Raw genomic sequence first — 25,664 nt, forward strand, 5'->3', positions numbered from 1 at the left:
TTGGACTTTGTACTCTCTTGAATAAGATTTACGCACTGATATTGCCTCCAATTGGGCGCCATCATAACGCCCGATGAAGGTGTCCAAAATCATTAGGCCAGTTCACTTTAGCCGCGAACACCGGCGCAGCCGGTGCCACTGCACCGCGTTGGATTCTTCGCGGCTAAAGCCGCTCCCACAGGGTACGAGGATCGCTTGCGAATTCAGTTATCTGTGCGACAGCGCAGCCCAAAGGGCTGGGCAATCTCCCACAGGTCCTTGGGTCAATGCACGGTCTTGCGCTGCCGTACACACTCTCGGGCCTGAGCGGTCAGTTCGTCCAGCCGCTCATCCCGCATCTGTTCCGCTTCGATCATCGCATCCTCACCCTGCTGGTTGAGCAGGTAGGTATGGATCTGCATCACTTCCGCCGTCTGGTAGATCGGCGCAATATCCAATCGCCCGATCAGCGCGCCGCTAGCCCGCCCGGTACTGCTCATCAGTACCTGCGGCCCATTGGCGGCCACCACCTGCATGCCCATCGCCTCGAACCACGGTACCTGGCTGGCAAAGGCATTCAGCTCGACGCAGGCATGGCGTGCCTGCAGGTCGCCCAGCAGGGCGCGGGCGATGCCTTGGCGTCGATGGCTGGCGCGCACGGCCAGGAACGCCAGGGCGCACGCCTGTTCATCGTCCTCGGCCGGCAGCGACAGGGCAAACCCCAGCAATTGGTCTGGCTCTTCGGCATCCAGCGCCAGGGTCAGCGCCACGGCCAGGCCGCGGGTGCCGTCCAGTGCTTGCAGGTACTGGTGCACCTCCATGCCGACGCCGTACTGGTACAGCGGGTACAGCGGGTTGTCGGCGCTGATGGCGACACTGCTCAGTTCGCCGACGTGGTGGATCACCAGTTCGCGGATCTGGTTCTGGAAGGATTCAGGCGGCACGCTGTCGAGGCGGCTCAGGATGAACATCGGGGGGCGGGCTCCGGCGGGTAGATGGACGGCCCGCGCCATGCGGGCGCGGGCTGTACAGTCTAACCGTTTTTGCCAATCAGCCTTGTACCTGCAATGCACCGAGCATCAGGTCGAGGTTTTGCACCGCCGCACCGGAGGCACCTTTGCCGAGGTTGTCGAACACTGCGGTCAGCAGCACCTGGCCATGCTCAGGGTTGGCGTAAAGCGCCAGGCGCAGGTCGTTGCTGTCGTTCAAAGCTTCGGGGTCGAGGTTCGGCGCTGCGCCGTGCTGGTGCAGGGGCATCAGCTGGACGTGGCGGGCACCCTGGTAGTGCTGCTGCAGGCAGGCCTGCAGCTGTTCGGCACTGACCTGGCCGGGCAGCAGGCGCAACTGCAGCGGGATGCTCAGCACGATGCCCTGGCGGTAGGCACCGTAACCGGGCATGAACATCGGCCGCGCCGACAGCCCGGCGTGCTGCTGGATTTCCGGCACATGCTTGTGCGCCAGTTCCAGGCCGTACAGTTGCAGGGCCGGGTTTTTGCCGGCGGCGGGCTGTTCATGCCGTTCGACTGCGGCGCGGCCACCACCGGAATAGCCGGAAATGGCGTGGATGTTCAGCGGGTAATCCGCTGGCAGCAGGCCGGCCTTGACCAGTGGGCGCAACAGGGCGATGGCGCCGGTGGGGTAGCAGCCGGGGTTGCTGACGCGCTTGCTGTGCGCGATGCGCTCGGCTTGCTGCTCGTCGAGTTCCGGCAGGCCATAGACCCAGCCTGGGCTGGTGCGGTGCGCGGAGCTTGCGTCGATCACCCGCACTTGCGGGTTGTGGATCGCCGCCACGGCCTCGCGGGCGGCATCGTCGGGCAGGCACAGCAGGGCGATGTCGGCGCTGTTGATTGCCTCGCGGCGGCGTTGCGGGTCTTTGCGTTCGGCTTCGGGCAGGGTCAGCAGGCGCAGATCGCTGCGGCCTTGCAGCCGGGCATGGATCTGCAGGCCGGTGGTGCCTTGGTCACCGTCGATGAAGACAACAGGTGTGTGCATGGTCAAAGTCCGGTCGGGTAGGGATGGCCTATGCTCGCTTGTGGCTCTGGTAAAGAAAATTTGAATATGATGATCGATATATTCATCCTTTCTGAACGAGATTGGCCCATGCGCGAAATCAGCCTCGATCGCCTCCGCACCTTGGTGGTCATCTCCGACCTGGGCTCGTTTGCCGAAGCCGCCCGCCAGCTCAACCTGGCACCGCCCACCATCAGCCTGCACGTGGCCGAGCTGGAAGCGCGCATTGGCGCACCGTTGCTCACCCGCACCCGCGGCCAGGTGCGGCCCACGGTCATCGGCGAAACCCTGCTGGCCCGTGCCCGCCGCCTGTTGGCCGACGCCGACCTGGCGCTGGATGAAGTGCGCCGGCAGGTCGAGGGCCTGACCGGCCGGGTGCGCCTGGGCGCCTCCACCGGTGCCATCGCCCACTTGCTGCCGCAGGCGCTGGAGCACCTGCGTACGGTGCACCCAGGGATCGATGTGCAGGTCCAGGTGCTGACCTCCCAGGCCTCGTTGGCGCGCCTGCGCGAGGGCACGCTGGATATCGGCCTGGTGGCCTTGCCACAGGTGGCCGGTAAAGGGCTTGCGGTTACGCCCTGGCGGCGCGACCCGATCCTGGCCTACGTGCCGGCCGACTGGCAGCCACCGGCCAAGGTCACGCCGGCCTGGCTGGCGCAGCGGGCGTTGATCCTCAACGACAGCAGCACCCAGCTTTCGCGGGTGACCGGCGAGTGGTTCGCGGCAGCGGGGTTGTACCCTGAGCCGCGAATCGAGCTGAACTACAACGATGCGATCAAGAGCCTGGTCGGGGCCGGGTATGGGGCGACATTGCTGCCGCAGGAGGGGGAGTCGGCCGAGCTGGACCGGCGCATTGCCCGCCGGCCGCTGCGGCCGGGGTTGTGGCGACAACTGGGCATTGCCTGCCGGGAAGGGCAGGTGGAGCGGGCCACGGGGTATGTGTTGCAGGCGTTGGAGCGGTTGCGCCAGTGAGGGCCCTGGGGGCTGCTTTGCAGCCCTTTCGCGACACAAGGCCGCTCCTACAGGGGAACGCGACCTCTTGTAGGAGCGGCCTTGTGTCGCGAAAGGGCCGCACAGCGGCCCCAAGCTTCAACCCCGCTCTCGGGCCCGCACCGCAGTCACTGTCTCCCCGCCAACCCCCCAGTTATCGGTCGGCACCTCCTCGATCACCACAAAGGTACTGGCCGGCGGCTTGCCCAGCACCTGCTCCAGCATGCGGGTCGTCTGTTCGATCAGTTGGCGCTTGTGCTCAGCACTGACGCCTTCATCGGTCACGCGAATATGGACATAAGGCATGGTTGCTCGCTCCTCGGTTAATGCCAGGTGCCAGCGGTGCTACCGCCATCCACCGGCAGGATCACGCCGCTGACGAAGCGTGAGTCGGCCAGGTACAACACTGCATCCACGACATCCTGTGGCAAGCCGGTGCGGCCACTGGGTGACAGCGCGCCCATGCCTTGTGTGTTGCCGCCATGCAGCGGTGTTTCGATGATCCCCGGCGCCACCGCATTCACCTGCACGCCGCTGGCTGCCAGTTCAAGTGCCAGGCCTTTCACCGCCTGGTTCAGGCCACCCTTGACCAGTACCGGCAGCAGGGCCGGCACGCGGGTGTCCGGTTGCAAGGCAATGGAGGCGGTGATGGTGATGATCTGCCCATGCCCTTGCCTGGTCATGATCCGCGCCGCTTCCTGGGCCGGGTAGAAGAAGCCCTTGAGGTTGGTGCCGACCAGGGCGTCGACATCCGCTTCGCTGTACTCGGCAAACGGCTTGGCAATGAAGATGCCGGCGTTGTTGACCAGCAGGTCAACCCCGCCAAAGGCTTGCTCGGCGCTGGCGAACAGGCGCTGCGCCGTGCCCGGCTCGGCGATGTCGCCAGCCACGCCGATGAAGCGCGATGGGTTGCCGAGGCGGGCGGCGGCTTGCTCAAGGCGGGCCTGGCTGCGGGCGTTGCCGACCACGTTGTCGCCGCGTTCGAGGAAGGCCTCGGCCAGGGCGAAACCCAGGCCGCTCGAGGCCCCGGTAATGATGACGGTGCGTGGTGTGTTCATGTGCATGATCTCCAGTGAAGCGAGCCATGGGCTCGGTGTGAAGCCACTGTAGGTTGCAATCAGAACTTGAAAAATGAGGCGCTGGGCATTTCAATCGATACATCATGTAATCAATCGAGCCAACATGACCCGCCATTTCGATGACCTGCAACTAGGCAGCCTGGAACTGTTCTGCCTGGCCGCCGACAGCGGCAGCTTCACCGCTGCGGCCACGGAAGCCGGCGTTACCCCGGCGGCGGTCAGCCGCAGCGTGGCGCGCCTGGAAGAGCGCCTGGGTGTGCGCCTGTTCGTCCGCACCACCCGGCAGATGCGCCTGTCCGCAGCCGGCCAGGCCTACTATCAGCAATGCCGGCAGGCACTGGGGCAGTTGGTGGAGGCCGAGCGCCAGGTCACGGGCGGGCAGGTCGAGCCGAGCGGTCGGCTGCGTATCAGTGCACCCACGCCCTATGCTCATCACCGGCTGTTGCCGCTGCTGCCGCGGTTTCGCCAGCGCTACCCCAAGGTGCAGGTGGATGTGCATGTCAGCAACCGCAACGTCGACTTTGCCGAGGAACCGTTCGACCTGGCCATTCGTGGCCGCGAGCCGGCCGATTCGCGGCTGGTGGCGCGTCGCCTGGAAGATGCCGAACTGGTGGTGGTGGCCACGCCGGGCTACCTGGCCCGTGCCGGCACGCCACGAACACCGCACGACTTGCTGCAGCATGAGTGCATCCAGTTCGAACTGCCCAGCAGTGGCCGCCGCCCGCCGTGGAGCTTCCTTCAGGATGGCCAGCAGGTGGAGATCGAAACCCAGGGTGGGTTCACCTGCCTGGGCGACTTCCTCGCCACCGCCACGCTGGTGCGCCACGGCGGCGGGCTGATGCAGGCTTACCGCTTTACCGTGCAGGACGCACTGGCCAGTGGCGAACTGGTGGAAGTGCTCGCCGAGTTTGGCGGCACCTCGCGGCCGTTCATGCTGATCTACCCCCAGGCCCGGCACATGCCGTTGCGGGTGCGGGTGTTCATCGATTTCCTGTTTGCCGAGGGGGCATAGCCCCCGGGCTGAGCCGAGGCGCCGGGGCGTATGGCCGACTATGCTGTTTGCTGCGTCGAGCCAGTGTCATCTCGACGACCCCTCAGGTTTTCCAGGAGAACGCTCCATGAAATCCACTAAATGCATACCTTTGCTGGTGATTGCCTCGGTCCTCAGTTTTGCCGCACACGCAGACCCGGCGAGCAACTGTGCGGCCAAGATCAAGGAGCTTGAGGATTTCGAAAAGGCCAGTGGCCAGGCAATGCATGGCGGCATGGCCCATGACTTCAAAGTCCACTTGCAAAATGCCAAGGATGCTCAGAGCAAGGGCGATATGACTCAGTGTCAGGCCTCGGCGGACCAAGCCAAGACTATCTACAACAAGGCACGTAGCAAGTAAGCCCTTGCTGGCCTCTTCGCGGGTAAACCCGCTCCTACAGTATCTCCAACAGGCTCAAGGCCAGCGTGGTTACTGTGGGAGCGGGTTTACCCGCGAAGAGGCCAGCGCAGGCTGGCGCCGTCTTCAGAACCAGCGATCGTTCTTCCTGCGCCCACGGGTCAGAGCCGGCAGGATCAGCCCCGCCAGCAAGCCCGCGCCGGCAATGCTGCCGCCATACACCATGTAACGCATCATCACCTGCTTGTTCTCGTCCCCCAGGCGGGCCTGGGTATCGCGCAGCTGCGACTGGCTCTGGTCGAGCTGTTCATTCAGCGCCTGGTTGCGCGCTTCCAGTTCGTCGATCAGCTTCTTGCGTGAATCGAGGGTTTCCTGCATGCCCTGCACGCGGTTCTTCCAGCTGTCGTCGATGTTCTTCAACTGCCCGGTCAGGTCCGCGACCTGGGCATCGAGCTGCGGCAGGCGCTCGCCCTGGCCTGGCACCGACTGCAGGTCGTTGCTGAGAATCCACACCACATCGCCGTTCTGCCCGCGCACCTGGCTGTAGTTGCCCTGGCTGCCGATCAGGGTCAGCTTCTGCCCGGACTTGAGCGTACCGACAATGCGGTGGCCATCGGTGGGGCCGCTGCGCACATAGGTGCTCAGGCTGTCGCTGACCCAGCGTGCATCGCTGGCAGGCTCTTCGGCGAGCACCGGTGCGGCAAGGGCCACCAGGGTGGCGATCAGGCCGCCGCGCAGGGCAGTGAGGGCGGAAGCAGTTGGGCGGGAATCGGGCATGTTGGGTCTTCGCTGAAACAGGACAAAAAGTAGGCCCGGTGACTGGGCCGATGAACCGGTCGGTGGGTTGACCGTCAGCGAAAGACCGTTTTTTTGTCAGCAGGTTCACTACCTGATGTCGGAAATGTCTGCAGGATGTTGCAGGACTTCAACCGGCGACTGTGAGACTAGACTCAAAGGCTCACACCCTTTCTTGGAACAAGACCATGACAGCCAAGAACACAATCTGCCTCTGGTACGACAACGACGCCGAGGAGGCCGCGAACTTTTACGCCAGCGTCTTCCCTGACACGGCAGTGATAGCGGTGCATCAGGCACCTGCTGATTATCCATCCGGGAAACAGGGTGACGTGATTACCGTGGAGTTCAGCGTCATGGGTATTCCCTGCGTGGGGCTCAACGGAGGCAAGGCCTTCACGCATTGCGAGGCGTTTTCATTCCAGGTCAGCACCGAGGACCAGGCCGAGACCGACCGCTTGTGGGATGCCATTGTCGGCAACGGCGGGGAGGCCAGTGTCTGCGGCTGGTGCAAGGATAAATGGGGGATTTCGTGGCAGATCACCCCGCGCATCCTCATCGAAGCCATCGGCCACCCCGACCGGGCGGCGGCCAAGCGGGCGTTTGATGCCATGATGCAGATGGGCAAGATCGATGTGGCCAGGATAGAGGCGGCGTTGAAGGGCTGATCACGGCAGTGAAGGCATCTTGATCGGGGCTGCGCAGCAGCCCCGATTCCACAAAGTTGCCAGGTCAGTTGCCGGTCACTTCGGCCTCTGCCGACGCCGGCTTGGTCGAAGCCTTCTTCTCCTGCACCACGATGTAGAACTCTTCGCCATGCTTCACCGCGCCATACAGCACTGCCTTCTCGATCAGTTCGTTGCCGCGCAGGTGGCGCAGCATCATCGGGTCCTTGCGCAGGTCGCGGTACAGCGCCAGGCATAGCAGCACCATCACCACCACGAACGGCAGGGCCACGACGATGGTCAGGTTCTGCAGGCCGGTCAGTGCCTCGCCGGGATCGCGCGGGTCGCCGATTGCCAGCATGATCGCCGCCACCGTACCGGTCAGCGCGCCCCAGAAGATCACCGTACGCCGCGATGGCGTGGTGGTGCCGTGTTCCGACAGCGTGCCCATCACCAGCGAGGCTGCGTCGGCACCGGAGACGAAGAAGATACCCACCAGAACCATCACCAGCACTGATGTCGCCGAGGCCAGCGGGTAGCTGTCCAGCAACTGGTACAGCGCGTGGTTGCTGTTGACCGCACCATTGGCCAGCTGGAAGGCGCCTTCACGCAGGGCGTCGATACCCGCGCCGCCAAAGATGGTGAACCACACCAGGCTGACCAGGCTCGGTACCAGCAGCACCCCGGTAACGAACTGGCGGATGGTGCGGCCGCGGCTGATGCGGGCGATGAACATGCCCACGAACGGCGTCCAGGAAATCCACCAGGCCCAGTAGAACACGGTCCAGCCGGCCAGCCAGTTGTTCATCTGTTCACCGCCGCTGGCGTTGGTGCGGGCCATCATTTCCGGCAGCATCTTGACGTAGATGCCGATCGAGGTTGGCAGCAGGTTGAGCATCAGCAGGGTCGGGCCAACCATGAACACGAACACCGCCAGCACCAGCGCCAGCACCATGTTGGTGTTGGACAGCCACTGGATGCCCTTGCCGATGCCCGACACCGCCGAGGTAACGAAGGCAATGGTCAGCAGGGTGATGATCGAGATGTAGAACAGCTTGCCGGGGCTTTCGATCCAGCCGTTGTATTCAAGGCCACCGGCAATCTGCAGCGCGCCCAGGCCCAGCGAGGCCGCCGAGCCGAACAGCGTGGCGAAGATCGCCATCATGTCGATCAGGCGGCCGAGCGGGCCGTTGGCATGCTTGCCGATCAACGGCCGGAAGGCGGCGGAAATCAGCTGCGAGCGGCCGCGGCGGAAGGTGCCATAGGCAATCACCAGGCCGACGATGGCGTACATGGCCCAGGGGTGCAAGGTCCAGTGGAACAACGTTGTGGCCATGGCCACCTGCATCGCTTCGCTGGACTGCCCGGTGGCCGTCCCTGGTGGTGGCGATACATAGTGCGACAGCGGTTCGGCAACGCCGAAGAACATCAGGCCAATGCCCATGCCGGCGCTGAACATCATCGCCACCCACGACACCGTGCGGAATTCTGGCTGTTCGCCATCACGGCCCAGCGGGACCCGACCGTACCGGCTGGCGGCGAGCCACAGCACGAACACCACGAACAGCGTGGAGGTGAGCACGAAGAACCAGCCGAAGTTGAGAATGACCCAGGATTGCGCGCTGGAGGCGCTGCTGGCGAGGCTTGCCTGGTTGAGGAAGCCCCAGAGGACGAAAGCGATGGCCAGGAGGCTGGTGAAACCAAAGACGATCCAGTCGATCTTGCCCTCGAAACGCCGGTCCTGGCGTGCTTCCGCGGTTTTCGAGGGATCCGTCACGCCAAGGTCGAGCGTTTCGGTGATGTGTTCCTTTGCCATGAATGATGAGGCCCCTTTCTGGCTTACCGGCTGGTGCAGGCTTGTAGTTTTGTGTGGGCTACCGAGTTCGATGACTGCCTCGGCGGGGAGATTGCTGGCGGGATTATCCTGCGCACTAAACGGCGGCTCCTGTCCCGATAACGCCCCGGGACGTCCATTACGCGACCTGCCAGATACTTTTAGTTCTGGGGGCGATGGCCCTTTCTGCCTCGGGTTCTGGTACCCTGTGGGCATTACCCAGGCCTGCACATCCGGGCATCGTAGAAGCGCTGCCGCTTGTGGGCCTGGCCGTACCAGGAAACGGAGATTCGTCCAGATGGCCACTGACCGTGTGAGCCTGATTCATTTCGATAAATTGAGCATGAGCCCTGCCGCTGCCGATCGGTTCCAGAAAGCCCTCGACGCGCTGGAAGCGCTCAAGCTGCAGGACCGTTACGTGTATCTCATCGCTCCTTATTTGGGTGATATCGCTGACGCCTCCGACCGCGAGCAACTGGCCACCGCCCTGGAACAGGGCTTGCGCGTGGTCGACGAGCTGCTGGCTGCCAGGTCGGTCACCAAGGTCAAGGCCGAAGAAGTACGCCAGGTGTTCCACGCTGCCGCCGAGCGCGCGCAGGCTGAAATGCCCGGCTGAGCGGCATGGCCAAAGACATCGACAACCCCTGCGTCTCGCTGTGCCAGCTCAATAGCGAGCTGTGCGTGAGCTGCGGTCGCAGCCGTGACGAAATTCGCAAATGGCGGGGCATGAAGCGCCCCGAGAAGATGGCCACCGTGCAGCGGGCGGCAACGCGGATGAAGGCTATCGCCAAGAAGGCGGCCAAGCGGCAGAATGGCGACTGAATCTGCGCACCCTGTGCGCAATTTTTCCTGATTGTCTGACGAGCCTGAAAATGGATTCTCACTCGCTGTTTGCCTTTACCCTGGTCGCTGCCATCGCGATCGCCAGCCCCGGCCCTGCCACCCTGATGGCCATCAACAACAGCCTTGCCCATGGCCAGCGCAGCGCGATCTGGTCGTCGCTGGGCAATGGCTCGGGCCTGTTCTGCCTGTCGGCAGCCGCCATGCTGGGGCTGGGCGCGCTGCTGGCCAGTTCCGAAATGCTGTTCAACGCCGTGAAGATCCTGGGGGCGGGCTACCTGTTCTATTTGGGGGCGCGGCAATTGCTGAAAAAGAGCCCGATGCTGGCGCAGGGCGACGCAGAGGGTGTGGCCAAGGTTCGGCCCACGCCGCTGAAGCTATACAAGTCGGCCTTCCTCACGGCAGTGACCAACCCCAAGGCGACCATGTTCTTCACCGCGCTGTTCCCGCAGTTCATCGACCAGGGGGCGGCGCTGTTGCCGCAGTTCCTGATCCTGACCGGGATATTCGTAGCGTTGTCGCTGGTTTCGCTGAGCCTGTATGCCGCACTGGCGGCGCGGGCCAAGGGCGTGCTGACCCGGCCGTCCCTGTCGCGCTGGGTGAGCCGGGTGGTGGGCACTACCTTTATCGGTTTTGGCGCGGCAATCCTGGCGATGCGCCGACAGGGGGCCTGAAGTACGAGGGGCGCTCCATCTGGCCGATAAAAGGCCAACCTGATGGCCATACATGGTCCAGACTGTCTGCAGCACGCACAGATGGGTGCTGCAGTCGACCACAGGACGTGGCAACCATTGGCCGCCGCTCCGGGTCTGCGGATGTCACATGTGCCGAGGGTTGTCGATGATCGAGCGCTGCTTTCGCCACGCCTTGCTGCTGTTGCCGTGCCTGCTGCTGCCGCTGGCGGCGGTAGCGCATGAGGAATGCCGGCGGCTGACTGCCACCGGCAACCCGGAATACCCCCCCTACCTGTGGCGCGACCCGCAAAACCCCCAGAAACTGATCGGTGCCAATGCCGACCTGCTCAAGTACCTGGGCAAACGACTGGGGCTGGAAATCGAGGTGGTCTACGGCGGGCCGTGGTCGCGCGCCCAGGAAGAAGTGCGCACGGGCCGGATCGACCTGATGGCCGGGTACTTCCTGACCAAGACCCGTCAGCAGCAGATGGACTTCATTACCCCGGCATTCCTGTATACCCCAAGTGTTATCTGGGTGCGCCAGGACAATACCTTTGCCTACCAGCAATGGGCCGACCTGAAGGGCCGCAAAGGCGGCACGCTGGTCAACAACAGTCACGGCCAGCAGTTCGACGACTACGCCAGGACCAACCTCACCCTCGAAGCGGTACCCGGTGCCAGGCAGGCATTCGAGAAGTTGATGCACAAGCGCAGCGATTACGTGGTGTACGAGCAGTATCCCGGCTTGGCGCTGGCACGCACCTTGGGGATTGCCGACAATTTACAGGTGCTGGAACCACCGGTATCCAGCGAAGGGCTGTACCTGGCGCTTTCGCATGACTCGCCCTGCAATCAGCCGAAGCTGCGTGAGGCACTGACAAGGGAGATGGAAAAGATCGTTGCCGGGGCGTTGCCGGAGCAACTGGTGCAGCAAAACCTGGAGCGTTGGCAATAAATAGCAGCCTGGCATGCGCTCCTACAGGGACCGTGCCAGCTGCTCGGCTTCCTTGGCCCGGGTCACGCTGAATGCGCCGGGCAGGGTGACATCGTTCTTCGCCGCGAGGATCTCGGCCATGACGCTGACGGCAATCTCGGCCGGGGTCTTGCTACCGATATAAATGCCGATAGGGCCGTGCAGGCGCTGCAACGACGCTTCGCTTTCGCCAAAGTGTTCGATCAGGCGCTCGCGGCGCAGCTGGCTGTTGCGCCGTGAGCCGATGGCACCGATATAGAACGCCGGGCTGTGCAGCGCTTCGAGCAGTGCCAGGTCGTCCAGCTTGGGGTCGTGGCTGACAGCGACGATGGCGCTGCGCAGGTCCGGGGCGAAGGCGCGGACGACGTCGTCCGGCATGCCGGCAAGGTGGTTGACGCCGGCAACGTTCCAGCCTGCCGTGTACTCGGGGCGCGGGTCGCACAGTGAAACGCTGAAGCCATTGAACAGGGCCATGGTCGCCAGGTATTCGGCGAGCGCGCCGGCACCGATCAGCAGCAGGCGGTAGCCGGGGCCCAGAGTGCTGAGCATGTGCCGGCCATCGAAGCTGAACAGTTCGGGCGTGGTGGTGGCGCTGAGGCTGGCTTCACCGCTGCGCAGGTCGAGCCCACGCCGTACCAGGCTGCCGCCGTCGAGGCCGGCGAGCAGTTGTTCGAGGTGTTGCAACGACGGGGCAAATTCCAGCACCAGTTCGAGGGTACCGCCACAGGGCAGGCCAAAGCGGTGGGCCTCGTCGGCACTGACGCCATAGCGTACCACCTGGGGCAGGCCGCTGGGCATGCCGGGGCCGCCGTAGGCACCGGTGTAGCGGTGAATGAGGTCGTCCTCGATGCAGCCGCCAGAGACACTGCCGACCACACGGCCGTCGCTGCGCAGGGCCATCATCGAGCCCACCGGGCGGGGGGAGGAACCCCAGGTGCGGGCGACCGTGGCGAGCAGGGTGCGATGGCCGGCGGCGAGCCAATCTCGGGTGGTGCGCAGGACCAGCAGGTCGATGCTTTCCATGGGTACTCCGGTAAAGCCTGGTGTTCAAGGGTGGCTGTACCGGCCTCTTCGCGGGTGAACCCGCTCCCACAGGTACTGCACAGGTCTTAGGGGTGGTGCAAATCCTGTGGGAGCGGGTTCACCCGCGAAGAGGCCGGTACAGCCACCAAATTCATCGCATATGCAAAATGATCGGGCTACTGCTGGCCGGGTCGGTATGCCCACGCAACTTGCCCACCGCCTGCGCATTCACCGCGCCACCATTGTTCCCCCAGGCACTGCGCACGAAACCCAGCACATCAGCAATTTCCTGGTCACTCAGTTGCTCACGGAAGGCCGGCATGCGATAGGCATCGGGCAACCCGGCCGTCACCACCCGCTGCGAACCATTGAGGGTGATGTTGATCGCCGAGGCGTCTTCCTTGGCCAGTGCCGAAGTAGCGCCGGCCAAAGGCGGCATCCATTCGGCCTGGCCCTTGCCGTCCAGGCCGTGGCACGACGCACAGCGGGTTACATAGGTATGCGCCCCAGGGCTGTCGAGCCGCGCCGCCGTCGTTTCGGCCTGGTATTGCCATGGCGCACCGTCGCGTTGCGGGTCGCCGGGCAGTGACTTCAGATAGCGGGCGATGGCGGCCAGGTCGTCGTCACTCATGAACTGCGTGGAGTTGTTGAAGGCCTCGGTCATCGAACCGAATACCACCGCATGCCGGTTGCGCCCGGTCTTGAGGAACTGCGCGATCTCGGCTTCGCTCCAGCGCCCCAGCCCAGTGTTGGGGTCGGCACGCAGGCTCGGTGCATACCAGCCATCGAGCAGGGCACCAGCGAGGAACGGCTTGCCGCTGTCATCCAGGGCCTTTTCGTTGAAGGCCAGGCCGCGCGGCGTATGGCAGCTGCCACAGTGGCCTGGGCCCTGGACGATGTAGGCGCCGCGGTTCCACTGGGCATCCTGCCCGGCCTGGTTGGTGTAGGGCGTGGTGGCGGCGAACACGCCGTTCCACAAGGCGATGGGCCAACGCAGGTTCAGCGGCCAGGGAATGTCGCTGGCCAGGTTGGCCTGTTGTACCGGCTGCACGCCTTGCATGAAAAAGGCATACAGCGCCTTTACATCGTCATCGCTGAGCTTGGCGTAGGACGGGTAGGGCATGGCCGGGTACAGCCGTCGGCCACCGGGCGCTACGCCCTGGCGCACGGCACGGTCGAAGTCGGCCAGGCTGTAGCCACCGATGCCGGTGTCGCGGTCGGGGGTGATGTTGGTGGCGTGGATCGCCCCTAGCGGGGTGGCCATTTCCAGCCCGCCGGCGAACGGTTTGCCGTCCGCCAGGCTGTGGCAGGCCACGCAGTCGCTGAGGCGGGCTACGTACTCGCCACGGCTGACCAGCGCCGGGTCGGCGGTGGTGGCCTGCGCATCGGCAAATGGCGAGGCAGGCTCGCGGGTGACGTACCAGGCCAGCAGGCCTGCCGCGACCAGGCACGGCAGCGCCAGCCAGCCAGCGGTTCTTGCGAAACGATGGGTCATGGGGCGTCCTTGTGTGCTCAGCTGAAGGTATGGCGGCTCAATGGCAGGCTGCGCACGCGCTGGCCGGTCAGCTGCGCGACTGCGTTGGCTACCGCCGGTGCCACCGCGGGCAACGGTGGCTCGCCGATGCCGCCCATCTTCGCCCCGCTTTCGACAATGCGCACATGCACCCTGGCCATGCGCGACGGCGGCAGGATCGGGTACAGGTCGTAGTTGCGCGCGCGCGGCTTGCCATCCACGTACACCGCTTCTTCCAGCAGTGTCTGCGACAGGCCCAGGGCGACGGCGCCGTTGACCTGATGCTCGATGATCGCCGGGTTGACGATGCTGCCCGGGTCGATGGCCTGCCAGATGTCGTGCACCTTGACCTGGCCGTTCTCGATCGACACCTCGGCAATGACCGCTGCCTCCGAGCCGAACGGCGAGGCCATGGCCACGCCACGCGCCCGCTTGCTGCCATCCTCGGCGGTGAACGGCCCGCGCTTCCAGCCGCCGGAAAGCTCGGCGACGGCCTGCAGCAGGTTGGTCAGGCGCGGGTTGTCGCGCAGCAGGTGCAGGCGCAGTTCGAACGGGTCCTTGCCGCCTTTGTCGGCCAGTTCGTCGAGGAACGACTCATAGAAGAAGTCATTCAGCGAGTTGCCCACCGAGCGCCAGTAGCCGAGCATGGCCGGGCCTTTCACGTAGATCTGCGCGATACGTTTGTTGGCGATGGCGTAGGACTTGCCCGACAGGCCTTCGAGCGCGGTCGGGTCGAGCTTTTCGCCTTGCTTGCCTGCGAGGGCCTCGGTCGGGCCTTCGGTGGCGCTCACGGCTTCGAGGGCCACCGGCAGGCCGTCGGCATCCAGCCCGGCGCGGAACTTCACCACGGCGACCGGCCGCAGCACATCGCGGAGGAATTCTTCCTCGCGGCTCCAGATGAGTTTCACCGGCCGGCCGACCGCCTTGGCCAAGGCAATGGCCTGTGGGTAGGGGTTGGCCGAGTCGTACAGGAAGTGGCGGCCAAAGAAACCGCCCAGCAACGGCGAATGCAGGGTGATCTGTGCCGGGGCCAGGCCGGTGCGCTTGGCAATGTCGTCACGGAACATGTCCGGCGCCTGGTTGGGCAGCCACACCTCCAGGGTGCCGTCCGGGTTGAAGCGCGCCAGTGCCGACGGCGGCTCCAGCTGGGCGTGGTTGAGGTACTGGTTATGGTAGGTTGCCTCGACCCGGGTCTTGGCATTGGCCAGCATGCCGGCCACGTCGCCCTGGTTTTCGTCATCGCGCGCCGGGCCCGTGACCGTGGCCAGGTGCTCGCGCCAGCCATCGCTGGAGAAGTCGGCCGGCATTGGCCGTACCGGGCTGTCGGCCGCGGGCTCCTTCCAGTCCACCTGGATGGCTTCGACCGCGCGCTTGGCGTGCCACCAGCGTTCGGCAACCACGGCCACGGCACCCGGCAGCTGATGCACCGAATGCACGCCTTTCATGGCCTTGACCTGGTCTTCGTTGCGCAGGCTGCCGACGGTCATGCCCAGGCGTGGCGCGTGCTGCACGGCAGCGTGGAGCATGCCGTCGACCTTGATGTCGATGCTGTACACCGCCTTGCCGGTGGACTTGTCGTAGGCATCCAGGCGACGTACCGGCTTGCCGATCCAGCGAAACTGGCTGGGGTCGCGCAGTTTGACGCTGGCCGGGTCCGGCACCGGCAGGTCCATGGCACGCCCGGCTAGTTCACCATAGGGAATGGAGCGGCCAGTCGTGGTATGTACCACGTGACCCGGCGTGGTGGAGAGTTCTTCGACCGGCACGCCCAGCTGCTCGGCACCCGCCTGCAGCAGCATGGCCCGGGCGAGGGCGCCCAGGCGGCGCATGGTCGGGTAGCTCATGCGCACCGACATGCTGCCGCCGGTGATGCGCATGCCGTTTTCCATCACTACATAGGCTTCGCCGGGCGGCGCGCTGTCGACCACGAAATTGGCCGGGTCGACGTCCAGCTCTTCACCCACGATCTGCGCCATGGCGGTGAAGGGGCCTTGGCCACCTTCCATGAACGGGCTGAGCAGGCGTACTTTGCCGTCCGGGCGGATCTCCAGAAACGCCGGCACCTGGGTGCCGCGCTCCGGGGTTGCCGCGGCAGCTGCCTGCACGCGGGCCGAGCCCATGGGCAGGCCGAAACCCAGCACCAGGGCACCGACAGCCGTGCCGGCAAGAAAGCGCCGACGCGACAGGTTGACGGTTTCGCCCAGTTGCAGCTTGAGCAGTTCGGCGGGGGTATCGACTGGTGTGTTCATCAGGCCTTCTCCCCTTGGGCCAGCTCATGCACGGCAGCATGGATGGCGTTGTAGGTGCCGCAGCGGCACAGGTTGACCATGGCTGCCTCGATCTGTGCGTCACTGGGCTTGGGCGTGTGCTTGAGCAGCGCCGTGGCCGCCATTACCTGGCCGGACTGGCAGTAGCCGCACTGGGCCACCTGGTGCTCGACCCAGGCCGCGACCACCCGTTTGCCGACGGCATCGGCCTCGATCGCCTCGATGGTGGTCACCTCGCGCCCGACCACACCGGCCACCGGGGTGACGCAGGCGCGCACCACGTTGCCGTCCACCAGCACCGAACAGGCGCCGCACTGGGCCAGGCCGCAGCCATACTTGGTGCCGGTCAGCCCCAGGTCGTCGCGGATCACCCACAGCAGGGGCGTGTCGGCGTCTGCCTCGACCTGGTAGGTCTTCTGGTTGATGCGTAGTTCCATGGTTCACCTGCCCGTCAACGGTTGCTGTCGCTTGGTTTCTTGTGATCGGGGAATACGGTGCTCCCCAGTGCAGAAACGCTAGCACAGCGGGGTGACCGCCGGTCTGCTGACGGGGGCAGGTTCAGAGGATCAGGCAAGCAATTCGGTGAAATGCGCAAGCGGCGATGTGCGCTATCGCCTGTAGGAGCGGCCTTGTGTCGCGATGGGGCGCGCAGCGGCCCCAGGATCTTGGCAGCATGCAGTATTGTAAGGGGCCGCTTTGCGGCCCATCGCGACACAAGGCCGCTCCTACAAGAAAGCGCATTTGGAGGTGAGGAGGACTTCCGCAGCGAAAACCCGGATAATGCCGGCCAATTTCGTTTTGCACGTTTAAATCACGGTAATCCCGCATGGAAATCAAGGTCAATTTTCTCGACAATCTCCGTCTCGAAGCCAAGTTCGACGACTTCACGGTGATCGCCGACCAACCGATCCGCTACAAGGGTGATGGCTCGGCCCCGGGGCCGTTCGACTATTTCCTGGCGTCTTCGGCCTTGTGCGCGGCTTACTTCGTCAAGCTGTACTGCCAGACCCGCGACATTCCCACCGAAAACATTCGCCTGTCGCAGAACAATATCGTCGACCCGGAAAACCGCTACAACCAGGTCTTCAAGATCCAGGTCGAACTGCCCGAGGATATTTCCGAGAAGGACCGCCAGGGCATCCTGCGCTCCATCGACCGCTGCACGGTGAAGAAGGTGGTGCAGACCGGCCCCGAGTTCGTGATCGAAGTGGTCGACAACCTCGATGCCGATGCCCAGGGCTTGCTGATGCCGGTGGCGGACACCAGCACCTACATCCCCGGCAAGGACCTGCCGCTGGAGCAGACCATCGCCAACATGTCGGGCATCCTCGCCGGGCTGGGGATGAAGATCGAGATCGCCTCGTGGCGCAACATCGTGCCTAACGTGTGGTCGCTGCATGTGCGCGATGCCCAGTCGCCGATGTGCTTCACCAACGGCAAGGGCGCGACCAAGGAGGCTGCGCTGGCCTCGGCGCTGGGCGAGTTCATCGAGCGGCTTAACTGCAACTTCTTCTACAACGACCAGTTCTGGGGCGAGGACCTGGCCAACGCGCCGTTCGTGCACTACCCGAACGAGCAGTGGTTCAAACCCGGCCCGCGCGATGCGCTGCCGGCCGAGATCCTTGATGAGCACTGCCTGGCAATCTACAACCCGGACGGCGAGCTGCGTGGCTCGCACCTGTACGACACCAACTCGGGCAACACCGCGCGCGGCATCTGCTCGTTGCCGTTCGTGCGCCAGTCCGACCAGCAGGTGGTGTACTTCCCGTCCAACCTGATCGAGAACCTGTTCCTCAGCAACGGCATGAGCGCCGGCAACACCCTGGCCGAGGCGCAGGTGCAGTGCCTGTCGGAAATCTTCGAGCGCGCCGTGAAGCGCGAAATCCTCGAAGGCGAGCTGTGCCTGCCGGATGTACCGCAGGAGGTACTGGCCAAGTACCCGTCCATCGTCGCCGGCATCCAGGGCCTGGAAGAGCAGGGCTTCCCGGTGCTGGTCAAGGATGCGTCGCTGGGGGGCGAGTTCCCGGTGATGTGCGTGACCTTGATGAACCCGCGCACCGGCGGCGTGTTCGCTTCGTTCGGCGCCCACCCGAGCCTGGAAGTGGCGCTGGAGCGCAGCCTCACCGAACTGCTGCAGGGCCGCAGCTTCGAAGGCTTGAATGACCTGCCGCAACCGACCTTCGAAAGCCACGCGCTGACCGAGCCGAACAACTTCGTCGAGCACTTCATCGACTCCAGTGGCGTGGTCTCATGGCGCTTCTTCAGTGCCAAGGCTGACTTCGAGTTCGTCGAGTGGGACTTCTCCGGCCACGGCGAGGATTCCAACGTGCAGGAAGCCGCGACCTTGTTCGGCATCCTCGAGGACCTGGGCAAGGAAGTGTACATGGCGGTGTACGACAACCTTGGCGCCACCGCCTGCCGCATCCTGGTGCCGGGTTATTCGGAGATCTACCCGGTCGAGGACCTGATCTGGGACAACACCAACCGCGCCTTGTCGTTCCGCGCCGACATCCTCAACCTCCACAGCCTGGACAACCGTTCCCTCAAGCTGCTGCTCAAGCGCCTGGACAACTGCGATGTGGATGACTACACCACCATCACCACGCTGATCGGTGTGGAGTTCGACGAGAACACGGTGTGGGGCCAGTTGACCATTCTCGAGCTGAAGCTGCTGATCTGCCTGGCCGTGCAGCGCTTCGAGGATGCCAAGGAATTGGTGGAGGCGTTCCTGCAGTTCAACGACAACACCGTCGAGCGCGGCCTGTTCTACCAGGCGCTGAACGTGGTGCTGGAAGTGCTGCTGGACGACGAACTGGAAATGGACGACTACGAAGCCAACTTCCGCCGCATGTTCGGTAACCCGCGCATGGACGCGGTGCTGGGTTCGGTGGACGGCAGCGTGCGCTTCCATGGCCTGACCCCGACCAGCATGAAGCTCGAAGGTCTCGATCGCCACCTGCGCCTGATCGAAAGCTACAAGAAGCTGCACGCGGCCCGGGCCAAGTTCGCCTGACTCCTGTAGGAGCGGCCTTGTGTCGCGATGGGCCGCAAAGCGGCCCCGGCAATATCAGCTTCAATGCCAAAACGGGGGCCGCTTTGCGGCCCATCGCGACACAAGGCCGCTCCTACAGCGACGTCGATCGCCTTCATATATCGGTTTCAAATAACCGCTATCCCCAATCTGTCTTGCCGCTTCGCCTGCCAGGCGCGTAGCGTTTTGCTCCCATCCCCTCGATCCATGGCGCGTTGACCGCCAGAAGGACCTCGGCCGCGCACAACAAGAAGGCGCAGACCATGAGCACCCCTTTGGATACCAATGCCCTCAAAGCCCGCCAGCAAGCCGCGTGGGCCAGTGGCGACTACGCGGTAATCGGCACCACCCTGCAACTGGTTGGCGAACGCCTGGCCGAAGCCTGTGACCTGCGCTGGGACGAGCAGGTGCTGGATGTCGCCGCCGGCAACGGCAATGCCACCCTGGCTGCTGCCCGGCGCGGCTGCCGTGTCACCTCCACCGACTATGTGCCCGAACTGCTAAAGCGCGGTGAAGAACGCGCGCGGGCCGAGCACCTCAATGTGGTGTTCCAGGTCGCCGATGCCGAAGCGCTGCCGTTTGCCGATGGCACCTTCGATGCCGTGCTGTCCACTTTCGGCGTGATGTTCGCCCCCGACCAGGCCCAGGCCGCACGCGAACTGAGCCGGGTGTGCCGGCCCGGTGGCCGGATCGGTCTGGCCAACTGGACCCCGCAAGGGTTCGTCGGGCAGATGTTCAAGACCCTCGGGCGGCATGTACCGCCACCAGCCGGGGCTCTGCCGCCTTCACGCTGGGGTGATGAAGAACAGTTGCGCGTGATGTTCGAGGGGGCGCTGGGCGAATTGAAGGTCAGCCGCCAGCACTTCAACTTCCGCTATCGCTCGGCGGCGCATTTCATCGAGGTGTTCCGCACCTGGTACGGGCCGGTGCACAAAGCGTTTGCCTCGCTGGAGCCGGAAGCGGCCGGGGCGCTGGAGCGGGATCTGACCCAGTTGCTGAATGAAAGCAATGTGGGCGGCTCGTCGTCGTTGGTGGTGCCAAGCGAGTACCTTGAAGTGGTGATCATTCGAGGTTGAGCCCACGGGCCAAGCGCTCAGTTCTTGCACTTGGCCATCACCACCTGGCAAGTCTTCGGTGTGCCTCCTGACCGGCTTGCATAACGCACGCAGTTGTTCAGCGATTTCTGTCGGGCAATGCTCAGCGTATTGCCCCACGCGAGGCCGCCTTCGCCGGTGGTGGGGACGGCCTTGGCGAAGCAGTTGGAGCCCGTTGCCGGCGTCGCGTACCTGGCCTTGCTGGCTTTGCTGGAGCAGCCGGCGGTGAGTGCCAGGCTGAAGGCGAGCAGGGTGGTCAGCGCCCAGGACGTGGAGGGGCGAATCGGTTTACTGCTCATATGCTCTCCTTACCGAGGCGCAGGACTCTGCGATCGCAAGCAAGGTGCTGCCCCTGTGGGAGTGGGTTTACCGAGGCGTCGAAGCGCCGCGAACACTGGCAAGGCCGGTGCCATCCACTGCACAGGATATTGCATTCAAGCGAAGCGGTGAACGCTTGCGTTGCATCAGAAGCAGCACAAGGCCTCGCACCATGGCAAGGCCTTGCGCCTGGGGCAACGATCAGAACCGGTAGTTGAAGCTGGCTTCCAGCGTGCGCGGTGCACCCGGGGTGATCAGGTCAACCGAACCGTGCGCGGAGGCATAGTAGTCGCGGTCGAACACGTTCTTGAGGCGCAGCGCGGCATCCCACTGCGGCACGCTGTACAGCAGCGCGGCGTCGAAGGTGGTGTAGCCCGGCATCACCACCACGTTGTCGAGTGCGGTGTAGCGCTCGTCGACGTAGTTGGCGCCGGCGGCCACGCGCCATTCCGGGGTCAGCGTGCGCACCAGCCAGACGTTGGCGCTGTTACGCGGCGTCAGGGTAGGAGTCTGGCCTTCGTTGGCCACGCCATTGGTCTTGTTGTTGGACTTGGTGATCTCGGCATCCAGGTAGGCGTAGCCAGCGTAGATCTGCCACTTGTCCGTGAGCTGCCCGCTGACGGTGGCTTCGAAACCGTCGGTGCGCTGTTCGCCGGCCAGCACAGTCAGGTTGGGGTTGGCCGGGTCGGCGGTCTTCATGTTGGTGCGCTCGAGGCGGAATACCGCTGCGGTCACCGACAGGCGGCTGTCGAGCAGGTCCCACTTGGCGCCGATTTCGTAGTTGGTGGTTTCTTCCGGCTCCAGATGCTGGTTGGTCGGGCTGACCGCGAACACTTCGCCCGAAGGCTGGTAACTGCGGCTGACCGACACATAGTAGGACTGGATGTTATCCGGCTGGTACACCAGGCCGGCACGTGGGCTCCAGGTCTTGTCGGTACGGTCGAGGTCGACGTTCTGCGCGCGGTCGTCGTCGTACTCCTGGCCGAAGATGTCATAACGCACACCGACCAGGGCCTTCCAGTGCTCGTTCAGCTCGATCATGTCCTGCACATACAGGCCGGCGGTCTGCTGGAAGTTGGTGCCCTTGGACGACAGGTTGGCGGCGTGCTCCGGCACCGGCACCAGGGCGTCGCGGTACACCGGCACCTGGGCCACGTTGTTCTGGCTCAGCACCCGCTGGTGCTTGTCCTGGAAGCCCACTTCCACGCCATACAGCAGGTTGTGCTGCATGCCGGCAAGCTGCGCCTGTTGCTTGAGTTCGGTCTGGTTGAACATGCCGTACTCGTCGCGGGCGACGTTGCCACGGTTGAGCTTGACCAGCAGTTCGCCGTCAGGCGCGGTGACGAAGCGCGTCGGGCTGCTGTCGGCCAAGGTGTTGTTGCGGTCCAGGTCGTAGCGGTAGTACCGGCTGGTGTTGGTCAGGGTGAAGTCGTCGTTGATGCGGTAGTCCAGGCTGGCAGTCAGCGAGAACACTTCGCTGCGGGCGTAGTCCTGGTCGGCATCGCCGGAGCCGAAGCGCTTGTCGCGGTCCACATCTACCGGGCGGTTGCCCAGCGCCGGGATGCCGAAGTCGATCAGGCGCTTGTCGTACAGGTAGGTGGCGCCCAGGTTCAGTTCCAGGTCGTCGGAGAGGCGGAAGTAGGCCGATGGCGCGATGGCCTTGCGGTCGATATAGCCATCGTCGCGGAAGGTGTCGCTGTCTTCGAAGGCGCCGGTCATGCGGTAGGCCTGGTTGCTTTGCGGGTCGGCCCAGCCGGTGTCGAACTGGGTGCGGCGCTTGCCTTCGCTGTCGAAGCTCATGCCGACTTCGCGCTTGGGCGTGAAGCTCGGCTTCTTGCTGATGCTGTTGATCAGGCCGCCCGAAGAGCCGCGACCATACAGCACGGCGGCAGGGCCCTTGATCACCTCGACCCGCTCGATGTTGGACAGGTCGCGGAAGTACAGCGCGTCGTCGCGCACGCCGTCGATGTACATGTCGCCAATGGCGCTGAAGCCGCGAATGGTCACCTGGTCACGCTGGCCGTCGCCGTTGGACAGGCCGACGCCGGGCACGTTCTTCAGCACGTCTTCCATAGACTGCGCACCCTGGTCCTTGATCACGCTTTCGGGCACGACGTTGACGGTTTGCGGGATGTCGCGCAGCGGGGCGTCGATCTTCATGGCGCTGCGGCTTTCGCTGGCCTTGTAGCTTTGCTGCTCGTAGGCGCTGGTGACGGCAGTGGCGGGCAAGGCGAGGGAACCCTGCGATTCAGGTTGGACAGCCGCGTGAACAGCAGGCACAACCAGCAGGCCCAGCATGGAAATGGATGCTGGTGCAACAGACTTTTTTGCCATTACAGGTGACTCTTTGTTGTATTTGAAGGTCACGAATAGTAATGATTTGTAAATGTAAAGCAAGTGTAAAGAGTTCGCATTTGCTATTGCAATGGTGCATTCGGCAAAAAAACGACAAAACGCGTCGCAAGGGGCAGGGCCGGCAATGTGCCAGGCAAGGGCTATGCTTGTTGGCGCGTGAACATTTCACGCCCCCATCCGGTCTTGATCACATGGAAGCAGGCCTATGAATCCGATTCGCTCTCTCGCTCGTGCTGTTGCCCTTGCCACCCTGGCGTCCGCCGCCAGCTTCACGGTGCAGGCTGCCGGTATTCCCATCGGTAGCGAGGCGCTGGAAAGCCACGTCACCACGCAGGTCACGGCCATCGACCTGGCCAGCCGCCAGGTCACGGTGAAAGGCCCTGACGACAAGAAGGATGTGACCTTCCAGCTAACGGAAAAGGCCAAGGCGCTGCCCAACCTCAAGGTGGGTGACCAAGTCGACATCTACGTGACCCGTGCAGTGGCCTATGTGCTGAATCCCGAGGTGGGCGGTGCACCGAAGGCGACTGAAGAGTCCGGTACCATTCGCGCCACCGCAGACAACCCCAACCCGGGCGGCGAGGCGTTCCGCCAGGTCAGGGTGACCTCGCAGATCAAGAAGATCGACCTCAAGACGCATGAAGTGAGCCTGTTGCCGCCGGAGGGCAAGCTGCAGGTGGTCAAGGTCGAGAACCCTGACCTGCAGGCACGCATGAAGAACCTCAAGGTCGGCCAGACGGTCGACGCGATCTACACCGAAGTGCTGCGCGTCGAAACCTCGCGCTGACCATTCATTGGGGCAGGCTGTGGGTTGCCCGCCTATGGGATCGCATTGCATTGATGCCCTTTCAGCTAATCGATTGGGGCCGCTGTGCGGCCCATCGCCGGCAAGCCAGGGACTTTGTGGGAGCGGCTTTAGCCGCGAACACCGGCGCAGCCGGTGCCATGCACCGCGTTGGATTCTTCGCGGCTAAAGCCGCTCCCACAGGGTACGCGTACCGCTTGCGAATTCAGTTCTTTACGCGACAGCGCAGCCCAAAGGACTGGGCGATCTCCCACAGAGATCGCGCCAACTTTTAGAATTTGAGCAAGACAGTTGCTCTCATAGGTACGGCTCAGGCTTCAGGACTGCGCTGTACCTGTGGGCGCTGGCTTGCCGGTAATGGGCTGCGTGATCGTGTATCCATGTGGTGAATAAAGTACGTGCACACTTTCGATTTCCATGGATAAAGGGAATTTCCCGATCATCGCCTGAACATCTGTCACGAATGAGGACTGCCATGTTCAGCAAGACCTTGTGCCTTCTGGTGCTTCCCTTTGCCCTGGCGTTGCTTGCCGGTGCCGTGCTGCCGTTCCAGGCTGCGGGTAATGCCGCCGTCGGCCGGGCGCTGGGGCATTGGTTATGGGGCGCGTTCACGTCATTGACGGTAAGTTCGCTGGTAGTCATTTTCGCGCTGCTGATCCTCAGGGTGCCGGCGCCGGACATGGGCAAGGCCTTGCAGGGGCCCTGGTGGCTGTGGGTTGGTGGTGTGCTGGGTGCGCTGTACGTGGCCGGTGCTGCTGCGCTCACCCCCCGGCTTGGGGCGGCGGGATTCCTGGTGCTGGTGGTGGCGGGGCAGATCATCACGGCGGTGGTCGCAGACCACTTCGGGGTGATGGGGTTGGGGGGCAAGCCGCTCAACCTGGCCAGGTTGGCAGGTGTGGTGCTGATCCTCTGCGGCGTGCTGCTGGTGCAGGGCACCTGGGCAGCAGGCACGCCGGCCAGTGCCACTGCCGTGGAGAAACAGTCGGAAGGCTGATCAGCGCCCCGGCTGGCTGCACGCCCACACGGTTTCCCGCAGCCAGCGATGCCCGGGGTCGTCGTCCTTGCGGCTATGCCAGGCTTGCTGGTAATCGAACGAAGGAATCGCCAGTGGCGGCTCGAACTGGCGCAATGTCCTGTGCTGGTGCAGCGAGCCAACCGCGCGGCTGGCCACGGTGAGGATCAGGTCGGTGCCGGCCAGCACCTCGACCGCCGCACTCCAATGCGGCAAGGCCAGGGCAATCCGCCGACGCAGGCCTTGCGCGGCCAGGGCGCGTTCGATTTCATCGAAGGCATCCGGGTGCATGGCCATCAGCACATGCGGACGGGCCAGCCAGTCGTCCAGGGCCAGGCCGCCGCTGGCCGGTAGCACCTGGCGGTCGGCAACGCTGATGAAGCTGTCGGTGAACAGCGGCTGCGCCGTGATGGCCTGGGGCAGGTCCGGGAAGATGCCCAGGGCCAGGTCCAGTTCACCATCGAGCAACTGGGCCAGCATGGTTTCGCGGCTGGCCTGGCTGATGGCCAGGTCCACCCCGGGCGCGACCTGGCGCAGGTGGCGCAGCAGGGGTGGCAGGATGATCCGCGAGGAATAGTCGGACAGCGAGAGCCTGAAGCGACGCTGGGCCTTGGCCGGTTCGAACTGTGGGGCGGCCAGCAGGCCGTTGAGGTTGCCCAGGGCGTCGTGCAGCGGTTTGGCCAGCGATTGGGCGCGGGCGGTCAAGGTCATGCTGCCGTTCTGGCGCACCAGCAAGGGGTCGTCGAAGTGCTTGCGCAACTGCGCCAGGGCGTGGCTTACCGCCGGTTGGCTGCGGTGCAGGCGCAGGGCGGCGCGGGTGACGTGCTTTTCGCTCAGCAGGGCGTGCAGAGCGAGCAGCAGGTTGAGGTCGATCTTGCGTAGTTCATCCATGTTGCGAATGGTCTTGGTTGCGTCCGACAGTTTTCATCAGTTTAACAAATGCCCAAGGCCGCTCTCATAGAACAACACATGCCTCATTGGTTTAGTGAAGTTCTGTAGGAGCAGCCTTGTGCTGCGAA

General features: G+C 64.2%; 25 protein-coding genes. 12 read left to right on the forward strand and 13 right to left on the reverse strand.

The features are described from left to right. Positions 1–263: 263 nt before the first annotated feature. Together RR51_RS26765 and argC are read right to left on the reverse strand one after the other, a co-directional pair. The gene (locus RR51_RS26765) at positions 264–950 is read right to left on the reverse strand and encodes a GNAT family N-acetyltransferase (RefSeq protein ID WP_039615257.1); all 687 of its coding nucleotides are present in this window, start codon (positions 948–950) and stop codon (positions 264–266) included. Positions 951–1,029: 79 nt separating this feature from the next. Further along, positions 1,030–1,971: an N-acetyl-gamma-glutamyl-phosphate reductase gene (gene argC / locus RR51_RS26770; RefSeq protein WP_039615258.1), complete on the reverse strand. Its 942-nt coding sequence runs from the start codon at positions 1,969–1,971 to the stop codon at positions 1,030–1,032. 108 nt (positions 1,972–2,079) lie between these two features. On the opposite strand from argC, the gene RR51_RS26775 reads away from it, so the two are divergent. Then, positions 2,080–2,961: a LysR family transcriptional regulator gene (locus RR51_RS26775; RefSeq protein ID WP_025338802.1), complete on the forward strand. Its 882-nt coding sequence runs from the start codon at positions 2,080–2,082 to the stop codon at positions 2,959–2,961. 117 nt (positions 2,962–3,078) lie between these two features. Here the strand turns inward: RR51_RS26775 and RR51_RS26780 are convergent, their stop codons facing one another. Together RR51_RS26780 and RR51_RS26785 are read right to left on the reverse strand one after the other, a co-directional pair. After that, a complete protein-coding gene (locus RR51_RS26780; protein ID WP_039615259.1) occupies positions 3,079–3,285 on the reverse strand; it encodes a tautomerase family protein in 207 nt (68 codons plus the stop codon). A 17-nt stretch (positions 3,286–3,302) separates the two neighbouring features. Then, entirely contained in the window at positions 3,303–4,037 is a 735-nt protein-coding gene (locus RR51_RS26785; protein WP_039615260.1) for an SDR family NAD(P)-dependent oxidoreductase, read from the reverse strand. Positions 4,038–4,161: 124 nt separating this feature from the next. On the opposite strand from RR51_RS26785, the gene RR51_RS26790 reads away from it, so the two are divergent. Both RR51_RS26790 and RR51_RS26795 read left to right on the forward strand, forming a co-directional pair. Continuing rightward, positions 4,162–5,070 (forward strand): LysR family transcriptional regulator, encoded by a 909-nt coding sequence (locus RR51_RS26790; protein ID WP_003259239.1) that lies wholly within the window; start codon positions 4,162–4,164, stop codon positions 5,068–5,070. Positions 5,071–5,176: 106 nt separating this feature from the next. After that, positions 5,177–5,449, forward strand: a complete 273-nt coding sequence (locus RR51_RS26795) for a hypothetical protein (RefSeq protein ID WP_013973013.1) — start codon at positions 5,177–5,179, stop codon at positions 5,447–5,449. 123 nt (positions 5,450–5,572) lie between these two features. Here the strand turns inward: RR51_RS26795 and RR51_RS26800 are convergent, their stop codons facing one another. Then, positions 5,573–6,223, reverse strand: a complete 651-nt coding sequence (locus RR51_RS26800; protein WP_039615261.1) for a TIGR04211 family SH3 domain-containing protein — start codon at positions 6,221–6,223, stop codon at positions 5,573–5,575. A gap of 206 nt (positions 6,224–6,429) precedes the next feature. Between RR51_RS26800 and RR51_RS26805 the strand changes: the two genes are divergently transcribed. Beyond that, positions 6,430–6,909: a VOC family protein gene (locus RR51_RS26805; protein ID WP_003259234.1), complete on the forward strand. Its 480-nt coding sequence runs from the start codon at positions 6,430–6,432 to the stop codon at positions 6,907–6,909. 64 nt (positions 6,910–6,973) lie between these two features. Here RR51_RS26805 and RR51_RS26810 read toward each other — a convergent pair whose 3' ends face one another. Beyond that, the gene (locus RR51_RS26810; RefSeq protein ID WP_039615262.1) at positions 6,974–8,722 is read right to left on the reverse strand and encodes a BCCT family transporter; all 1,749 of its coding nucleotides are present in this window, start codon (positions 8,720–8,722) and stop codon (positions 6,974–6,976) included. Between the two features lie 316 nt (positions 8,723–9,038). Between RR51_RS26810 and RR51_RS26815 the strand changes: the two genes are divergently transcribed. The 4 genes from RR51_RS26815 to RR51_RS26830 all read left to right on the forward strand — a co-directional run bounded on the left by RR51_RS26815 (position 9,039) and on the right by RR51_RS26830 (position 11,209). After that, positions 9,039–9,356, forward strand: a complete 318-nt coding sequence (locus RR51_RS26815; protein WP_003259233.1) for a hypothetical protein — start codon at positions 9,039–9,041, stop codon at positions 9,354–9,356. Between the two features lie 5 nt (positions 9,357–9,361). Then, a complete protein-coding gene (locus tag RR51_RS26820) occupies positions 9,362–9,562 on the forward strand; it encodes a DUF1289 domain-containing protein (protein ID WP_003259230.1) in 201 nt (66 codons plus the stop codon). A 50-nt stretch (positions 9,563–9,612) separates the two neighbouring features. Further along, positions 9,613–10,254 (forward strand): LysE family translocator, encoded by a 642-nt coding sequence (locus tag RR51_RS26825; protein WP_015270713.1) that lies wholly within the window; start codon positions 9,613–9,615, stop codon positions 10,252–10,254. Positions 10,255–10,420: 166 nt separating this feature from the next. Continuing rightward, positions 10,421–11,209, forward strand: a complete 789-nt coding sequence (locus tag RR51_RS26830) for a substrate-binding periplasmic protein (protein ID WP_039615263.1) — start codon at positions 10,421–10,423, stop codon at positions 11,207–11,209. 21 nt (positions 11,210–11,230) lie between these two features. On the opposite strand, the gene RR51_RS26835 is transcribed toward RR51_RS26830, so the two are convergent. The 4 genes from RR51_RS26835 to RR51_RS26850 all read right to left on the reverse strand — a co-directional run bounded on the left by RR51_RS26835 (position 11,231) and on the right by RR51_RS26850 (position 16,467). Next, the gene (locus RR51_RS26835; RefSeq protein ID WP_039615264.1) at positions 11,231–12,250 is read right to left on the reverse strand and encodes an XdhC family protein; all 1,020 of its coding nucleotides are present in this window, start codon (positions 12,248–12,250) and stop codon (positions 11,231–11,233) included. A 151-nt stretch (positions 12,251–12,401) separates the two neighbouring features. Continuing rightward, entirely contained in the window at positions 12,402–13,745 is a 1,344-nt protein-coding gene (locus tag RR51_RS26840; RefSeq protein ID WP_039615265.1) for a c-type cytochrome, read from the reverse strand. Between the two features lie 17 nt (positions 13,746–13,762). Beyond that, entirely contained in the window at positions 13,763–16,012 is a 2,250-nt protein-coding gene (locus RR51_RS26845; protein ID WP_039615266.1) for a xanthine dehydrogenase family protein molybdopterin-binding subunit, read from the reverse strand. Further along, entirely contained in the window at positions 16,012–16,467 is a 456-nt protein-coding gene (locus RR51_RS26850) for a (2Fe-2S)-binding protein (RefSeq protein WP_003259224.1), read from the reverse strand. The genes RR51_RS26845 and RR51_RS26850 overlap by 1 nt, the downstream gene beginning before the upstream one ends. A gap of 389 nt (positions 16,468–16,856) precedes the next feature. Here RR51_RS26850 and RR51_RS26855 point away from each other — a divergent pair, with 389 nt between their 5' ends. Together RR51_RS26855 and RR51_RS26860 are read left to right on the forward strand one after the other, a co-directional pair. Further along, the gene (locus RR51_RS26855; RefSeq protein WP_039615267.1) at positions 16,857–19,043 is read left to right on the forward strand and encodes an OsmC domain/YcaO domain-containing protein; all 2,187 of its coding nucleotides are present in this window, start codon (positions 16,857–16,859) and stop codon (positions 19,041–19,043) included. A 281-nt stretch (positions 19,044–19,324) separates the two neighbouring features. Continuing rightward, complete coding sequence (locus RR51_RS26860; protein WP_039615268.1) at positions 19,325–20,137, forward strand: class I SAM-dependent methyltransferase; 813 nt, start codon at positions 19,325–19,327, stop codon at positions 20,135–20,137. Positions 20,138–20,154: 17 nt separating this feature from the next. Here the strand turns inward: RR51_RS26860 and RR51_RS26865 are convergent, their stop codons facing one another. Together RR51_RS26865 and RR51_RS26870 are read right to left on the reverse strand one after the other, a co-directional pair. Beyond that, the gene (locus RR51_RS26865; RefSeq protein WP_003260568.1) at positions 20,155–20,454 is read right to left on the reverse strand and encodes a hypothetical protein; all 300 of its coding nucleotides are present in this window, start codon (positions 20,452–20,454) and stop codon (positions 20,155–20,157) included. A gap of 220 nt (positions 20,455–20,674) precedes the next feature. Then, a complete protein-coding gene (locus tag RR51_RS26870; RefSeq protein WP_052261131.1) occupies positions 20,675–22,807 on the reverse strand; it encodes a TonB-dependent receptor in 2,133 nt (710 codons plus the stop codon). A 226-nt stretch (positions 22,808–23,033) separates the two neighbouring features. Between RR51_RS26870 and RR51_RS26875 the strand changes: the two genes are divergently transcribed. Next, positions 23,034–23,615 carry a hypothetical protein gene (locus RR51_RS26875; protein WP_039615270.1) on the forward strand — a complete coding sequence of 194 codons (582 nt, stop codon included), beginning with the start codon at positions 23,034–23,036 and terminating at the stop codon, positions 23,613–23,615. A 493-nt stretch (positions 23,616–24,108) separates the two neighbouring features. After that, the gene (locus RR51_RS26880; RefSeq protein ID WP_039615271.1) at positions 24,109–24,627 is read left to right on the forward strand and encodes a DMT family transporter; all 519 of its coding nucleotides are present in this window, start codon (positions 24,109–24,111) and stop codon (positions 24,625–24,627) included. On the opposite strand, the gene RR51_RS26885 is transcribed toward RR51_RS26880, so the two are convergent. Next, positions 24,628–25,536 (reverse strand): LysR family transcriptional regulator, encoded by a 909-nt coding sequence (locus tag RR51_RS26885; protein WP_039615272.1) that lies wholly within the window; start codon positions 25,534–25,536, stop codon positions 24,628–24,630. Positions 25,537–25,664 lie beyond the last annotated feature (128 nt).

It is taken from the genome of Pseudomonas sp. C5pp, from assembly GCF_000814065.1.
Taxonomy (GTDB): Bacteria; Pseudomonadota; Gammaproteobacteria; order Pseudomonadales; family Pseudomonadaceae; genus Aquipseudomonas; species Aquipseudomonas asiatica.

Bases quoted from the DNA above. Each gene is read 5' to 3' on its own strand.
- RR51_RS26765 (WP_039615257.1), bottom strand. From the start codon at position 950: ATGTTCATCCTGAGCCGCCTCGACAGCGTGCCGCCTGAATCCTTCCAG.
- argC (WP_039615258.1), bottom strand. From the start codon at position 1,971: ATGCACACACCTGTTGTCTTCATCGACGGTGACCAAGGCACCACCGGC.
- RR51_RS26775 (WP_025338802.1), top strand. From the start codon at position 2,080: ATGCGCGAAATCAGCCTCGATCGCCTCCGCACCTTGGTGGTCATCTCC.
- RR51_RS26780 (WP_039615259.1), bottom strand. From the start codon at position 3,285: ATGCCTTATGTCCATATTCGCGTGACCGATGAAGGCGTCAGTGCTGAG.
- RR51_RS26785 (WP_039615260.1), bottom strand. From the start codon at position 4,037: ATGAACACACCACGCACCGTCATCATTACCGGGGCCTCGAGCGGCCTG.
- RR51_RS26790 (WP_003259239.1), top strand. From the start codon at position 4,162: ATGACCCGCCATTTCGATGACCTGCAACTAGGCAGCCTGGAACTGTTC.
- RR51_RS26795 (WP_013973013.1), top strand. From the start codon at position 5,177: ATGAAATCCACTAAATGCATACCTTTGCTGGTGATTGCCTCGGTCCTC.
- RR51_RS26800 (WP_039615261.1), bottom strand. From the start codon at position 6,223: ATGCCCGATTCCCGCCCAACTGCTTCCGCCCTCACTGCCCTGCGCGGC.
- RR51_RS26805 (WP_003259234.1), top strand. From the start codon at position 6,430: ATGACAGCCAAGAACACAATCTGCCTCTGGTACGACAACGACGCCGAG.
- RR51_RS26810 (WP_039615262.1), bottom strand. From the start codon at position 8,722: ATGGCAAAGGAACACATCACCGAAACGCTCGACCTTGGCGTGACGGAT.
- RR51_RS26815 (WP_003259233.1), top strand. From the start codon at position 9,039: ATGGCCACTGACCGTGTGAGCCTGATTCATTTCGATAAATTGAGCATG.
- RR51_RS26820 (WP_003259230.1), top strand. From the start codon at position 9,362: ATGGCCAAAGACATCGACAACCCCTGCGTCTCGCTGTGCCAGCTCAAT.
- RR51_RS26825 (WP_015270713.1), top strand. From the start codon at position 9,613: ATGGATTCTCACTCGCTGTTTGCCTTTACCCTGGTCGCTGCCATCGCG.
- RR51_RS26830 (WP_039615263.1), top strand. From the start codon at position 10,421: ATGATCGAGCGCTGCTTTCGCCACGCCTTGCTGCTGTTGCCGTGCCTG.
- RR51_RS26835 (WP_039615264.1), bottom strand. From the start codon at position 12,250: ATGGAAAGCATCGACCTGCTGGTCCTGCGCACCACCCGAGATTGGCTC.
- RR51_RS26840 (WP_039615265.1), bottom strand. From the start codon at position 13,745: ATGACCCATCGTTTCGCAAGAACCGCTGGCTGGCTGGCGCTGCCGTGC.
- RR51_RS26845 (WP_039615266.1), bottom strand. From the start codon at position 16,012: ATGAACACACCAGTCGATACCCCCGCCGAACTGCTCAAGCTGCAACTG.
- RR51_RS26850 (WP_003259224.1), bottom strand. From the start codon at position 16,467: ATGGAACTACGCATCAACCAGAAGACCTACCAGGTCGAGGCAGACGCC.
- RR51_RS26855 (WP_039615267.1), top strand. From the start codon at position 16,857: ATGGAAATCAAGGTCAATTTTCTCGACAATCTCCGTCTCGAAGCCAAG.
- RR51_RS26860 (WP_039615268.1), top strand. From the start codon at position 19,325: ATGAGCACCCCTTTGGATACCAATGCCCTCAAAGCCCGCCAGCAAGCC.
- RR51_RS26865 (WP_003260568.1), bottom strand. From the start codon at position 20,454: ATGAGCAGTAAACCGATTCGCCCCTCCACGTCCTGGGCGCTGACCACC.
- RR51_RS26870 (WP_052261131.1), bottom strand. From the start codon at position 22,807: ATGGCAAAAAAGTCTGTTGCACCAGCATCCATTTCCATGCTGGGCCTG.
- RR51_RS26875 (WP_039615270.1), top strand. From the start codon at position 23,034: ATGAATCCGATTCGCTCTCTCGCTCGTGCTGTTGCCCTTGCCACCCTG.
- RR51_RS26880 (WP_039615271.1), top strand. From the start codon at position 24,109: ATGTTCAGCAAGACCTTGTGCCTTCTGGTGCTTCCCTTTGCCCTGGCG.
- RR51_RS26885 (WP_039615272.1), bottom strand. From the start codon at position 25,536: ATGGATGAACTACGCAAGATCGACCTCAACCTGCTGCTCGCTCTGCAC.